A 13,350-nucleotide genomic window follows, 5' to 3' on the forward strand; every position below is an offset into this window, starting at 1 on the left:
TCACTGGAGGAAATTATGTCTATCAAGTTAGTCGCCATCGACATCGATGGAACCTTATTAAATGAGAAAAGAGAAATTACAGCAGACGTCAAAGAAGCGATTGCTCAGGCTGTCGCTAAAGGAGTAGCTATCGTCTTGTGTACCGGCAGACCGTTGCCTGGTGTCCAGGAACAGTTGAATGAACTCGATTTATTCCAAGAAAATGACTACGTGATCACCTACAATGGCGCACTTGTCCAACAAACAAAATCAGGAAAAATCATCGCACGTCATGGTTTGACACATGAAGATTATTTAGAAATCGAAGTGATGGCTCGTCGAGTTGGCAGTCATCTACACTCCATTGATGATCAGGCGATTTACACCTCTAATCGTGATATCAGTGCGTATACGATCCATGAAGCCAGCTTAGTTCATATGCCGTTGAAATATCGCACACCTGAAGAAATGACACCAGATATCAATTTGGTTAAAATGATGATGATCGACGAACCTGATATCTTAGATGCTGCGATTGCTCGTTTGCCCCAAACATTCCGTGAAAAATACACGACAGTGAAAAGTGCGCCTTATTACTTTGAAGTATTAAACAAAGAAGCAAGTAAAGGCGCAGCCGTTGCGAACTTAGCGCAACATCTTGGAATCGATCAGGATGAGATCATGGCGATTGGTGACAACGAAAATGACTTATCGATGATTGAATATGCTGGCTTAGGCGTTGCGATGGGTAATGCTGTTCCGCTAGTTAAAGAAGCTGCCAACGTGGTCACTAAAACAAATGAAGAACATGGTGTGGCAGAAGCAATCAAAACGTATGTTTTATCATAATAAAAATAACATTTGCTACTAAATAAAAATCCAAAACCAGTTCGTCACTGACTGTACGCTGGTTTTGGATTTTTTCTTGATTTAATTGTTTTAATTGTTCAATAACCATTTTTCAACCGCCCACTTGTGGCTACCTCGTTTTAATTTTTCAATGGCTTCTTGTGGCGTGACCCACCAAATGGTATTCGTCTTTTCAGTTGGTTCTGCCATTTGTTGCCAGCCGTTTGCCACGTAAAAGTAGCCAGGGTTATAGTAATAGGTCTGACGGTAATTGGAATAAAAATACTCATCCGCTTCCCCTAGATAAGTCGCAATTTCTGCGACGATCCCCATTTCCTCAAGGAGTTCTCTCTTAAGAGCTGCTTCTTTTGTTTCCATCGCTTCAATCTCTCCACCAGGTAAAAAATAAGCACCATTTGGAGCTTCAATCAAAGCTAGTTTGTTCTTTTCTTCCACGATGATATAGGCAGCATATCGGGGGGAATACTGGACCCCTGCTTCTTTTTCACCAAATACTGGTTTATCCATCATTTTGTCCACCTTAAGCTTATTTACTTTTTATTTTACATGAGAGTTTTCTCATAAACAAGCGCAAATCTTCTATTGCTCTTTCTTTTTTTGTTATGATGAAAAAAAAGGAAAGGAAGTAGTTATTTATGAAAATGGCTCATACTTGCGTTCGAGTGAAAGATCTTGACGCTTCATTAGAATTTTACCAAAAAGCGTTTGGCTTTGAAGAAAGTCGTCGCCGTGATTTTCCAGAAAACAAATTCACCCTTGTTTATTTAACTTTACCAGGAGATGACTACGAATTAGAATTAACTTATAACTATGATCACGAAGGCTATGATCTAGGGAATGGCTATGGACACATTGCTATTGCTGCGGATGATTTAGAAGCACTTCACGAAAAACACCAAGCAGAAGGATTCAATGTGACAGACCTAAAAGGACTTCCAGGAACAGCTCCTTCTTATTATTTCGTTGTTGACCCTGACGGATATAAAATCGAAGTTATTCGGGGATAAGGTTGTGAAAAAAACGCTCAAAACAGCTTCTCTTGTTTTGAGCGTTTCTTTTTTATTATCATCGAAACTCCCCGATACCTTCACAACTACCCAAGCATAATGCTTTCTTCTGGGTATTTGTAATTGGCTTCTGCCCTGTTCGCTTTTACTAGTAGTGAAAAAACGACTGTCATGATTCCTACTCGACCGATATACATCAAAGAAATAATGACTAGTTTTCCGATCAATGTCAAATCCGGGGTCAACCCCATCGTCAATCCAACTGTCCCAAAAGCGGAAAAGACTTCAAACGCAATATATTCGATTCCTGACGTTTTAGGAATCGTCTCCGTCACAGATAGGACCATGATCGCAACAACACATAAAGAGAGAGTTACAAAGAAAAGAGTCAATGCACGTAGCACGGCTGCTTGGCGAATGGTTCGACCGAAGGCTTCTGCTCGTGTCTTTCCTTTAAACATGGCATGCATTTGGATCAATAAAATTCCTAATGTCGTAGTTTTCAGTCCTCCAGCTGTCGAACCAGAAGTTCCTCCGATGTACATCAAAAACATCGTTAAAATCAATCCTGCATGACTCATCTGTAAATAATCAATAGAGTAATAGCCTGCTGTTCTTGGTGTCACACTCATAAAAAATGTATTCGCTAATCTTTCTGTAAACGTACCTTTAACTAAAGTCAGTCCATTTCTTTCAGTGATGAGAAATAAAATAAATCCACCAATTAATAAGAGTGCAGTTACAGATAAGGCGACTTTTGAATGTAGTGTGATTTTTTTGACCCGATGATAACTTAGAATATCACGCCAGACAATAAAACCTAATCCACCTGCAATGATCAACGCTGAAACGACCATGATCAGGTAAACATTTGTTTGATCCGCGAGTAAACTGTCTCCTAATAAATCAAATCCTGCATTACAAAAACTAGAAACGGCATGAAAGATACTAAACCAGATTCCTTTAGCCCAACCAAATTCAGGAATAAAAACTACACTCAAAGCAACCGCCCCGATTACTTGGATCACCACCGCAAATTTTAAGATATAGATCATTAACTTAATTACACCCGACATCTCTTCAAGGTTTAAGGCTTCCTTTAGCACAATCCGCATACTAAAACTGATTTTTTTCTTCGCAATAGCAAAAAAGAGGATCGGGATCATCATAAAGCCTAACCCACCGATTTCAATCAAGGTCATGATCAAAAACTGTCCTGCACTATTCCAATGCTCCGCAGTATTCAGTGTCGTCAAACCAGTCACACAAACAGCTGAGGTTGCAGTGAATAAGGCATCAATAAAATGGGTGCTTTCTCCGCTGCGGCTAAAAAATGGTAACGTCAGTAAGCTACCTCCAAACAGGATCAAGATAAAAAAACCAGCAGCAATTAGCTGGACAGGTGATAATCGTTTTCTTACTCTTTTTTTCATGATAGTCATTCCTTATGCTTAATTTTTATCTAAGATCTCAGAACGACATTTTGTTCTGCAATCATAAATAGGTACAAAATGAATCATTGGCGTGAAGCAACTACTCGGCAATAAGCGATGATTTTCTAAAATAGGAGAAGCTATTTTAAAAAATCCTCTCTTATTCGCTCGGAGCTGACCGCTTCTTTCACGACCTCTTTCCATTATAAGCAAACGAGCGCAAGAAGAAAAATAAATGACTACTTTTTCTTCTTACGCTAAATTCGATTTGTTCTGATCATGAAAAAAGCCATTAGAATGCTGAATTGGATCAGCCTTACTCTTCTGTTCCCATATTTTTCACTTTGATCAGGCGAGTTACTTCTGCTCGTTCGTTTTCTTCCAGCTTCATTTTAATATAATAAATCGTTTCTTCCAATTGAGGAATCGTCATATATTCCAACGCATTGACCCTTCTTCTGGTTTTCTCGATCTCTTCAGCCATAAGTTGACATGTTTTTTCAACTTCTGCCAGCTTCAAAAGCTTTGGTAAGAGCTGCGTAAAACCATCGATCGAACGATCCAACTCTGCATTAGAATGAAGATAGCCATACTCTAATGGTGTCTCATTCAATGTTTCATCGTATTGAAAATTCATGAGGGGAACTTTGACACTCATAATATTTTTCTCAACTACAGAAAGTGAGACGTTTTCCGCTGGTAATGCCAAAAGTTCGTCAATAAAAGCTTCTTCGACTGTTGACTTTGCTAAGACAAAATCTTTCATTGCTGTTTGGGTTTCTTTTTCTATTGCTTGGCGTAACTCATTATTTTTACGGATCAGTAAAATAAATTGACGCATCAATTCATCTTGTTTGTCCTTTAAAAGTTTGTGTCCCCTTGTCGCTGTCGTTAATTGTTTCTTTAAACGAGTTAGCTCCATTCTCGTAGGATTGACGTTTAATCGCATAAGGAACTCACTTCCCTTCTGGCAAATACTTATCCAGTAAATCATCCTTGATTCGTTTTAACTCGGTTCTTGGAAGCATCGCCAACAGTTCCCAACCTAAGTCAAGCGTTTCTGTGATTGTCCGATTGGTGTAAAATCCTTGGTTGACATATTCGTTTTCAAATCGTTCCGCAAATTTTGCATAGATTTTATCAATATCTGACAAGGCAGATTCACCTAAAACGACAGCTAATTCCTTCGCTTGTTTTCCTTGCGCATAGGCGGCAAACAATTGGTTCATCGTTGCTGCGTGGTCTTCTCTCGTTTTACCAGCACCTGTTCCTTTGTCCTTCAACCGTGAAAGAGAAGGCAAGACATCGATCGGTGGTTGAATCCCACTCTTATAAAGCTCTCTCGTTAAAATGATCTGACCTTCTGTGATATAACCCGTCAAATCGGGAATCGGATGAGTCTTATCATCTTCTGGCATCGTCAAAATCGGAATTTGAGTTACAGAACCTTTCAATCCTCTAATCCGTCCAGCCCGTTCAAATAAGGTGGCTAAGTTTGTGTAAAGATAGCCTGGATAACCACGACGGCCAGGAACTTCTCGACGTGCGGCCGAAATTTCTCTGAGCGCTTCTGCATAGTTGGTCATATCGGTCATGATGACTAAGACGTGCATGCCTTTTTCATAAGCTAAATATTCAGCGGCCGTCAATGCCATTCTTGGTGTGGCGATTCGTTCGATTGCTGGATCATTAGCTAAATTCATAAACATAACGGAGCGATCAATCGCACCTGTTTGTCTAAAGTCTTCCATAAAAAATTCGGCTTCTTCAAAAGTAATACCGATGGCAGCAAAAACCACAGCAAAATCATCGGAAGAATCCAAAACAGTTGCTTGGCGAGCAATTTGGGCAGCCAACTCTTTGTGTGGTAAACCTGAGCCAGAAAAAACCGGCAATTTTTGCCCACGGACTAATGTATTCAAATGATCGATTGCTGAAATCCCTGTTTGGATAAATTCATCGGGATAATCTCTGGCAATTGGATTGATTACTTCGCCATTGATATCTAAATATTTTTCTGGCAAGATTTCAGGTCCATTGTCCTTTGGTCGACCAAGACCATCAAAAACCCGACCGATCATGTCTTCTGATACTCCTAATTGTAAAGGGTGTCCTAAAAAGCGTACGGAAGAATTTTTTAGATTGATTCCACTGGTTCCTTCAAAGATCTGAACCATCGCTTTGTCTTCTTGGACTTCTAGTACTTGTCCACGACGAATCTCGCCGTTTTGCATCCGAACTTCAATCAATTCTTCATATTTGACTCCCGAAACTTTTTCGACTGCCATCAAAGGGCCGACCACTTCTTTGATTGTACGATATTCTTTAATCATCGGTCATCCCTCCTTCTGAAACAATCAATTGGATCGTTTCTTTGATTTCTTCATTTATACTACTAATTTTGGCTAACTCTTCTTCTGGAATATACTTGCTCCGACTAATGCGTTCTCTGACCGCTACTGTACCTTCCATGATTTCATTGAAGTACGCTCCCAACGATAAGGCTTTTCGAGCTTCTTTCCCAAAAGTCAAAATAACTTTCAACATGTTGAATTGTTTTTCTCTTGAAGTAAACGTATCTACATCATCAAAAGCATTTTGTTGTAAATAGTCTTCTCGAATCGATTTTGCTACTTCAAGGGTCAAGCGATCGTTATCAGAAAGCGAATCGATCCCTACCAAGCGCACGATTTCATTTAATTGTTCTTCTTCTTGCAAGATCCGCATGCCTTCAGTTACCATATCAGACCAATCCTGCTGTAAGATTTGATCCATATATCTGCCAACTTCTGTTGAATATAATGAGTAACTTTGGATCCAGTTAATCGATGGAAAATGTCTTTTTTGAGCAAGACTAGAATCTAATCCCCAGAAAACCTTCACCACACGTAAGGTATTTTGAGTCACTGGTTCAGAGATATCTCCACCAGAAGGAGAAACCGCACTGATGGCAGTGATACTGCCCTCACGTTGGTCAGAGCCTAGAGCAATGACACGTCCTGAACGTTCATAGTATTCAGCTAGACGAGAGCCCAGATAAGCGGGATAACCTTCATCACCAGGCATTTCTTCTAAACGTCCGCTCATTTCACGCAGTGCTTCTGCCCAACGAGAAGTGGAATCTGCCATGATTGCTACATCATACCCCATGTCACGGAAGTACTCGGCAATCGTGATTCCCGTATAAATAGAAGCTTCTCGAGCAGCTACTGGCATGTTCGATGTATTAGCGATCAACACAGTTCGTTCCATCAAAGACTCGCCTGTATTTGGATCGATCAGTTCAGGAAATTCATTGACGACATCCGTCATTTCATTTCCTCGTTCCCCACAACCAACGTAAACCACTAGATCTACGTCCGACCACTTAGCAATCTGGTGTTGCACAACTGTCTTCCCTGCACCAAACGGACCTGGAACGGCTGCCGCTCCTCCTTTAGTTACTGGGAAAAACGTGTCAATGACCCTTTGACCGGTGATCATCGGTACATCTGGATTTAATTTTTGTTTGATTGGTCGACCACGACGTACTGGCCATTTTTGCATCATCGTTAGCTCTTTTAAGCCTTGTTCCGTTTCGATCACACAAATCGGATCATCGATCGTAAATGATCCAGATTCAATTTTTTGTACAGTTCCTTTGATACCATTAGGGACCATGATTTTGTGCTGAATGATCTTCGTTTCATCCACGTACCCAATGATGTCTCCAGCACTTACTTCTGTTCCTTCTTCGATTGTCGCTTCAAACCACCATTGTTTCTCATGATCTAAAGCTGGTAATTGGACCCCACGTCCTAAGAAGTTACTTTGAGTCACTTCCATAAATGTATCCAGTGGTCTTTGAATCCCGTCAAACATTTGTGAAATGATTCCTGGTCCTAGCTCAACAGATAGTGCTTCCCCAGTGGAACGAACAGGTTCTCCGGGACCAATTCCTGAAGTTTCTTCATATACTTGAATAGACGCCACATCTTGACGCATCTCAATGATTTCGCCGATGACTCCTAAATCTCCCACTAAACACATGTCTTGAATACTTGCTTCTGACATATTTTCTGCCATAACGAGAGGACCGGAGACTTTTATGATTTTTCCAATTTGCAAATGACTATCTCCTTTTCCTATTATAAAATATTTTGTCCAACAGCTTTTTCCACACTATTTTGGATCTCTTCTAAACCGATACCAAGGGTTCCTTGATGACTAGGAATCAAAATGATCGCAGGTGTCAATTGTCCTTTATAGCGCTCAATCGTTTCAGGGACCAGATTTGCACATTGTTCGGTGATATAGATCACACCATATTCATTCTTAGCCATCTCATCGATTGTTTTTCTTATTTCAGTCTTTGTCGTACCATGCTGTACATCAAAGCCAAATAATCGAAAAGGCGAGACAGAATCCTTGTCACCTACTACTCCGATTTTATAAGTCATAGACCTGTCTCATCCTTTCTTTTAGTTGTTCCAGTGAAAAGTGATTTCGTTTGCCAATGATCAAAAGGCGCAGATTTTTACTTTCGACTTCTTTTGCGTTCAAAAAAGCTAGTAATGGTAACGGGCCAAACGCTTGTGTCTGTGCTACTTGATAAAAAGAACTTAAATAATCATCTTTCAATTGTTCCAAGCTAACTAAATCAATCTGTTCTTCATGGATGACTTGCTTTAATAGCTCACTGTAATCTGTTGTCAGTAAAAACTGAGTAAAAGATGCCATTTCCCCACGAACAAAGGAAAGCAATGTGTCTTTCGGAATACTTCCTGAACTTGAAATAACTGTTGTCATAAAACCTGCAGAACGATGCTGCAAGATCCCTCTTGCTGTCGTGGTGATATTCGTTAAATCGATAAAAGCAATGATCTCTTCTAATAGTTCAGGGTAACCAAGCTGTTCCCCTAAGCGACGTTGCTCGGTTAGAAAACAACGGTCATAAATCACATCGATCCCTTGTAAAATAGTCGATTCTTCGCAGTATTCATGAACTTCTCGAATATAATCCATGAGACTGTCTGGCAATTCCACCGACACTTGCGTGTGAATCGCATCTTTCAACACTTCCAGCGAATAAAATCCATCATGGATGTAAAGGTGATCAAGGTTTTGCCCTGTGATCTCAGCCTTTGTCAATACTTTCAAATTATGGAAAGTGTAACGCATCGTATAGATCCAAACGATTTCTGGTTCTGGTGCAGATTCTTTCAACCACTGGAATAATTTGCTGCGTTCCTGAGAGAGATTGGCTTCAAAATCCTTGTCAAAGCCGTCATAGATATACGGCTGATAGATCGTGGATTGTAAGATTTCTCCAAGTGAATCGATCGAATCGGTTTGGATCATTTGCTCAAACGTGTCTTTTGAAATCAACTCTAATTCTCTACCACGTATCAAGGGATTTAATTCATGATACTCCATTTGACAATCCCTCCTTAGTCAAATAATTCTTTGGCAATTTCAGCACTCATCGTCTCTTGAATTTCCTTGATCAAGTGACTAAACAAAAAGTTATATTGGATACCAGCATCATCAATGATCAACCCAGCTTGTGCTTTTTCAGTAAAGTCTTCCCGGATTAATTCAAAAGGAAGTTCTTCATTCCATTCAGCGATGACCGCAGGTGTTAAGATATCCGCTGATTTTTCTCCTGGGATCAAGCGAGCTGTGCCATTGATCGGTAATGTTTGGATCATTTGCTTCATCAACGCAAGTTGTTCTTCTTTTGGTTCATTTTCTAACTGAAGCGTTGCTTCCGTGAATAAACGCTGTAAAACTTCTTGTTTCGCATTTAAGATTTCTTGTTTCACTTGCATTTTTTGCTTGTTTCTCAACTGGCGATAACTTCGTTCAATTTCTTCCAGTTTACTTGCTTTTTCTTTCTGAAAATCTGCTTCGATCTGCCACTTTTTCACTTCGAATTTTTGATCGATTTCTTTGCGCTTCATTTCTTCGAATGATGCACGTTCGAGTTGTGCTGTTTCATTTATTTGAGTGATGATTTTATCAATCGCATCCACCGTCATTCCTCCTTATAAGCTAGGCTATTACGCATTTAAGACCAGTAAGAAAGAAATAACGAAACCTAAGATGGCATATGTTTCAACCATCGCAGCAAAAATGATCCCTTTCGTTGCATGCTCAGGTTTTTTCGCTAGAATTTGAATACCAGCAGCTGCAACCTTCCCTTGAGCGATCCCTGAGAATAAACCAGTAAAGGCAATCGGTAAGGAAGCTCCTAAGAAGTTCAATCCTTGAACGACAGACATATCGCTGCCTAAGTTGATAAAAATCAAGAAGGCGATAACGAAGCCGTATAATCCTTGGGTACCTGGAAGTAATTGTAAAATTAACGCTTGTCCGAATTTTTCTGGTTGACTGGTCGTCAATGCTGCTGCCGCTTCCCCAGTCATTCCAACGCCTTTAGCAGACCCGATTCCTGAAAAAATCGTTGCTGTTGCCATCGCTAATACTGCAAATACCATTCCACCATTTTGAGTAATCAAATAATCCATCATTGTATCAAATTCCTCCAATATTTCTATTTTTTCTTATGATTGATGTTGACGTATTTCTCCACCGTTTTTAGTGGTTTGAAGGAACGCCCTCCTCCAGTGTAAAACTTTCCAAAAAATTCTACATATTGTAATCGTGCGCCATGTACATAGGCACTCAAAAGTGTTAAGAACATATTCAAAGCCTGTAGGACAATGATCAATAAAATTCCGACACTAAAACGAGCAGCTGGAGGCATAAAAGCAACTAACATGTTGAATGCTGCGGCAATACTTCCTCCAGAGATTCCCAGTGCCATTAGTCGTGTATAGCTGACTAAGTCTCCGATATAGCCAGTTAGACCATATAAATTATACGCACCTTTGGCGATCCCCTTGGCTTTTGAAGAAGATTGGAAAACAGGAATGATCAAAATACATACGGCTGAAAGAACAGCTAATGCACCGCCTAAATAAACAAAGGCGTTGTTTTTAAGGATCATCGTTCCCAATAAAATCAGAATGATACCAAGCAAGATCCCTTGCCAAGCAAACCCATCATTCACGGCATCGACATATGCTTTTCGTTTGATATGTTCCTTAGCAGCAATAAATAGTCCGACTAAAATTTGGATCAACCCAAAAATTACGGATAAAATCAAGATCGTGTTGACATCATCTGTAGTAGACAAAATCGGAAATGGTAAATGAATACCAAAAATTTCTTTAGGCAATGCCGCCCCAAAAAATGAGCTATAGATAAATCCCCAGATGATCGAAGGGATTGCTAGAATCTCAAAGAATTTTGCAAAACGTTGCATTCCCCGTGGCAATACCACTAATTTTTGGAGTAAAAATGCCCCTAAAAACATCAGTAACCCATACCCGATATCCGCCACCATCATGCCAAAAAAGACGAGGTAAAACGGCATCATCCACGGCGTTGGATCAACTTCTTCATACTTTGGTAAACTATACATCTCCGTTAACATCTCAAAAGGAGCGACGATCGGGTGATTTTTTAGTTTGGTCGGTACTTCTTCAGCAATTTCATTGTCCGTTGGCTCGTCAAAGGTCAAATAGACTTCTTCACTTGCTAAGACATTTTGTAGCATGTGGATCAATTCTTGTTTTTCTTCATGATCCACCCAGCCTTGAATCAGAATCAGATAAGGAGTATGAATGATCCGGTCCTTGATTGCTTCTCGTTCAGAGCGAGCCAAGAAGATTTCTTCCGTCCATTCGAAATCTTTGATATACCCACTACAAGCTCCAATGGCTGAAGACAGTTTCTTTTGTTGGTCCTTGATTTCCTGTAAACTTTGTTTTGCAGCAACTAACTGTTGCTGTGGTGTCCCCTCATACAGATAGTCTTCTTTAACAAATCCATAACGACTGGCGATTTCTTCCATGCGTGACTCGTCAGCTCGTAAAACAATGTAGGCAAAGTAAGTCGTTGTTGGTGAAGAGTTGATTTCTTCTAAATAGGCTTCGTTTATCTCAGCAACTTCAGCTTTAAAAGATTCAGCATTTTTAGCATTGACCGTTCCAATGACTAGCTTGGTCATTTGACTATCAAATGCTTTAGGCGCCAAATCCAGATTTTGCCAATTGAGCAACCAATTCTCTTGGTCTTCCAATTGTTGGCGTTCATCTACCAGTTGCTCCCATTGTTCCTTCAAAAGTAAGACTTCTTCCAGCTTTTTCGAAAAAGCTTCTTCTGAATAATTTTTTTCCAAAGTATCTAACGAAAGTTCACGCCTTTTTAAGTGTTGTTTTTTCTGACTTTTTTCGCCATGATGTTCGATAAATTGGATAGCTGTACGAATATCCGTTAATTTATAGGATAATTTCGCAAGTTCCTTGTCCTTATCGATCATCTCTGGTTCAGGAAAAAACGTCTCTACCCATTGATTGTTTTCAGATTCTTGGAACAGATCACGGATTTCTACTGCATGGAGTCCTTGAACTGCTTGCAACAAGATTTCACGATTTTTCTTATCTGAAATGAGAGTCACTTTTTCCATTTTAGTGACAGCCATTGTTTTGTTTCATCCTTTCAATGATCTCATTTGTTAAGTTCTTTTTCTTCGCTATTTCCTCTTCTTCTTTTTCTAAATATGTTTTTTCTATTTCAAGAACTTTTTGACGAAATTGTTCTAAAATCAATTCCAGTTTGTGCTGTTCGTCTTCAGTTACTTCCTCTTCATTTTTTCTTTTTTCTTTCATCAGCTTGGTTAATCGTTCTTGGAATTCTTTATTCAAATCGATTAATTCGTTATTTTTTAATTGTTCATATTGAGCAAGTTCAGCTTTGACCTGCTCTTCTTTTTTCTGATTATTCTCTTCTGCTTCTTTGATTCTTGTCAAAATTCGCGCCATTTCTGTCACAATCACTTCCCCCTTTCGATTAAAAAAGGACACATGCTCTCGTTACATTGAAAGTATGTGCCCTTTAGTTGACTAATGATGCTGAGCCCTTCAATATGTTCTTCTCACCCCTTGAAGAACGCGATCCTTGAAGCATTATGCCCAACCATTTTATTCGTGATTTAATTCTATTGTACCAAAATGACGAAAAAATTCAATAAAAACACCATATTTTTCCTCGGTAACTCTGTTTTTTTATAAGAAATTCTCATGAAAAAAATTTTTTCTTCATATTTATTCCCAAACTAGATCTATTTCAAATAGTTTTAAATTTTTTTTATTCTTGATAGAATAGAACGAATAGACGATTTGGAGGAATGTTTATGTTACCCATTATTGGAATTGCTGGAAATCAGTTGATCCGAGCGACAGATACTTTTCAAGGAAATCAAGTAACCTATACTCCCCAAGGCTTTGTCAATGCTGTACAGCAGGCGGATGGTTTACCGATCGTTTTACCGATCTCATCCCCTAAGACTGCTTCTGCTTATATTGACCAAATCGATAAACTGATCTTAGCCGGTGGACAGGATATTTCCCCACAACTGTATCATGAACCTCCCCATCCAAAACTTTTAGAAACCAATCTTCAAAGAGATCTCTTTGAAGCGGCACTTATCAGCGAGGCTCTGAAGCAAAACAAACCAATTTTTGCTGTTTGTCGTGGAATGCAACTCTTAAATGTCGTGCTTGGGGGTAGTTTGTATCAAGATTTAACCACTTACCCTAAGTGGTCGGTCAAACATGAACAGCATCCAACCGCCCCACAATTTGCTACTCATGAAGTAGAGATTTTACCCGACACTCTATTACATCAGCTACTACCTGATACTTATTTGGTAAACTCTTATCATCATCAGGCGTTGAAAGAGCTGGCACCTTCATTAAAAGCTACAGCCTTTTCTCCTGATGGTCTAGTGGAAGGGATTGAAAGTCTCGATAAGGATGTTCGATTGTTTGGTGTACAATGGCATCCAGAGCTGACACATTCAAGCAATTCCACTGACCAAGGATTATTTGATTTTTTTGTTCAAGAATTTTAGTCCTGAAGTGATTGGGCAACGATTTTTTTCCTTTAGAATATCCTAAAAAATGCTGGTGTTATTTCGTAGATCAACCGAAATAACGCCAGCATTTAGTTTT

The 13,350-nt window shown here is 39.5% G+C and carries 14 protein-coding genes and 1 other annotated feature; of the genes, 3 read left to right on the plus strand and 11 right to left on the minus strand.

Going from position 1 to position 13,350, the window contains the following annotated elements; all coding sequences use genetic code 11:
• Positions 1-15: 15 nt before the first annotated feature.
• Entirely contained in the window at positions 16-828 is an 813-nt protein-coding gene (gene yidA, locus IGK91_RS09235; RefSeq protein ID WP_010718630.1) for a sugar-phosphatase, read from the plus strand.
• A 90-nt stretch (positions 829-918) separates the two neighbouring features.
• On the opposite strand, the gene IGK91_RS09240 is transcribed toward yidA, so the two are convergent.
• Positions 919-1,356: an NUDIX hydrolase gene (locus IGK91_RS09240; RefSeq protein ID WP_034867355.1), complete on the minus strand. Its 438-nt coding sequence runs from the start codon at positions 1,354-1,356 to the stop codon at positions 919-921.
• Positions 1,357-1,484: 128 nt separating this feature from the next.
• On the opposite strand from IGK91_RS09240, the gene gloA reads away from it, so the two are divergent.
• On the plus strand, positions 1,485-1,856 hold the full coding sequence (gloA, locus tag IGK91_RS09245; RefSeq protein ID WP_010718633.1) for a lactoylglutathione lyase: 372 nt from the start codon (positions 1,485-1,487) through the stop codon (positions 1,854-1,856).
• An 86-nt stretch (positions 1,857-1,942) separates the two neighbouring features.
• Here the strand turns inward: gloA and IGK91_RS09250 are convergent, their stop codons facing one another.
• From IGK91_RS09250 to IGK91_RS09295, 10 genes are all read right to left on the minus strand, one after another.
• Positions 1,943-3,289 (minus strand): TrkH family potassium uptake protein, encoded by a 1,347-nt coding sequence (locus IGK91_RS09250; RefSeq protein WP_010738011.1) that lies wholly within the window; start codon positions 3,287-3,289, stop codon positions 1,943-1,945.
• A gap of 316 nt (positions 3,290-3,605) precedes the next feature.
• Positions 3,606-4,238, minus strand: coding sequence for a V-type ATP synthase subunit D (locus IGK91_RS09255; RefSeq protein ID WP_080292479.1), 633 nt, complete (start codon positions 4,236-4,238; stop codon positions 3,606-3,608).
• A 7-nt stretch (positions 4,239-4,245) separates the two neighbouring features.
• Positions 4,246-5,622: a V-type ATP synthase subunit B gene (locus IGK91_RS09260; RefSeq protein ID WP_010718636.1), complete on the minus strand. Its 1,377-nt coding sequence runs from the start codon at positions 5,620-5,622 to the stop codon at positions 4,246-4,248.
• Positions 5,615-7,396 carry a V-type ATP synthase subunit A gene (locus IGK91_RS09265; protein WP_010718637.1) on the minus strand — a complete coding sequence of 594 codons (1,782 nt, stop codon included), beginning with the start codon at positions 7,394-7,396 and terminating at the stop codon, positions 5,615-5,617. Before IGK91_RS09265 ends, IGK91_RS09260 begins: the two co-directional genes overlap by 8 nt.
• Before the next feature lie 20 nt (positions 7,397-7,416).
• Positions 7,417-7,728, minus strand: a complete 312-nt coding sequence (locus IGK91_RS09270) for a V-type ATP synthase subunit F (protein ID WP_010718638.1) — start codon at positions 7,726-7,728, stop codon at positions 7,417-7,419.
• Positions 7,718-8,704, minus strand: coding sequence for a V-type ATPase subunit (locus IGK91_RS09275; RefSeq protein WP_010738013.1), 987 nt, complete (start codon positions 8,702-8,704; stop codon positions 7,718-7,720). The genes IGK91_RS09270 and IGK91_RS09275 overlap by 11 nt, the downstream gene beginning before the upstream one ends.
• A 14-nt stretch (positions 8,705-8,718) precedes the next feature.
• The gene (ntpE, locus tag IGK91_RS09280; protein ID WP_010738014.1) at positions 8,719-9,303 is read right to left on the minus strand and encodes a V-type sodium ATPase subunit E; all 585 of its coding nucleotides are present in this window, start codon (positions 9,301-9,303) and stop codon (positions 8,719-8,721) included.
• Positions 9,304-9,330: 27 nt separating this feature from the next.
• A complete protein-coding gene (locus IGK91_RS09285; protein WP_010738015.1) occupies positions 9,331-9,801 on the minus strand; it encodes a V-type ATP synthase subunit K in 471 nt (156 codons plus the stop codon).
• 23 nt (positions 9,802-9,824) lie between these two features.
• A complete protein-coding gene (locus IGK91_RS09290; protein ID WP_034867349.1) occupies positions 9,825-11,819 on the minus strand; it encodes a V-type ATP synthase subunit I in 1,995 nt (664 codons plus the stop codon).
• Positions 11,806-12,159: an ATPase V gene (locus IGK91_RS09295; RefSeq protein WP_205943385.1), complete on the minus strand. Its 354-nt coding sequence runs from the start codon at positions 12,157-12,159 to the stop codon at positions 11,806-11,808. Before IGK91_RS09295 ends, IGK91_RS09290 begins: the two co-directional genes overlap by 14 nt.
• Positions 12,160-12,266: 107 nt before the next feature.
• Positions 12,267-12,315: a sequence feature (sodium ion sensor (DUF1646 type); this cis-regulatory element may regulate processes involved in with the transportation of sodium ions), on the minus strand.
• 215 nt (positions 12,316-12,530) lie between these two features.
• Between IGK91_RS09295 and IGK91_RS09300 the strand changes: the two genes are divergently transcribed.
• A complete protein-coding gene (locus IGK91_RS09300; RefSeq protein ID WP_034867347.1) occupies positions 12,531-13,250 on the plus strand; it encodes a gamma-glutamyl-gamma-aminobutyrate hydrolase family protein in 720 nt (239 codons plus the stop codon).
• Positions 13,251-13,350: the final 100 nt, after the last annotated feature.

It is taken from the genome of Enterococcus sp. DIV1208 (genome assembly GCF_050530455.1).
Lineage (GTDB): Bacteria > Bacillota > Bacilli > Lactobacillales > Enterococcaceae > Enterococcus_B > Enterococcus_B hirae.

Coding starts and splice junctions, on each gene's coding strand:
- gloA (WP_010718633.1), top strand. CDS start 1,485: ATGAAAATGGCTCATACTTGCGTTCGAGTGAAAGATCTTGACGCTTCA.
- IGK91_RS09275 (WP_010738013.1), bottom strand. CDS start 8,704: ATGGAGTATCATGAATTAAATCCCTTGATACGTGGTAGAGAATTAGAG.
- IGK91_RS09300 (WP_034867347.1), top strand. CDS start 12,531: ATGTTACCCATTATTGGAATTGCTGGAAATCAGTTGATCCGAGCGACA.
- IGK91_RS09285 (WP_010738015.1), bottom strand. CDS start 9,801: ATGATGGATTATTTGATTACTCAAAATGGTGGAATGGTATTTGCAGTA.
- IGK91_RS09295 (WP_205943385.1), bottom strand. CDS start 12,159: ATGGCGCGAATTTTGACAAGAATCAAAGAAGCAGAAGAGAATAATCAG.
- yidA (WP_010718630.1), top strand. CDS start 16: ATGTCTATCAAGTTAGTCGCCATCGACATCGATGGAACCTTATTAAAT.
- IGK91_RS09240 (WP_034867355.1), bottom strand. CDS start 1,356: ATGGATAAACCAGTATTTGGTGAAAAAGAAGCAGGGGTCCAGTATTCC.
- IGK91_RS09290 (WP_034867349.1), bottom strand. CDS start 11,819: ATGGCTGTCACTAAAATGGAAAAAGTGACTCTCATTTCAGATAAGAAA.
- IGK91_RS09250 (WP_010738011.1), bottom strand. CDS start 3,289: ATGAAAAAAAGAGTAAGAAAACGATTATCACCTGTCCAGCTAATTGCT.
- IGK91_RS09270 (WP_010718638.1), bottom strand. CDS start 7,728: ATGACTTATAAAATCGGAGTAGTAGGTGACAAGGATTCTGTCTCGCCT.
- IGK91_RS09255 (WP_080292479.1), bottom strand. CDS start 4,238: ATGCGATTAAACGTCAATCCTACGAGAATGGAGCTAACTCGTTTAAAG.
- IGK91_RS09260 (WP_010718636.1), bottom strand. CDS start 5,622: ATGATTAAAGAATATCGTACAATCAAAGAAGTGGTCGGCCCTTTGATG.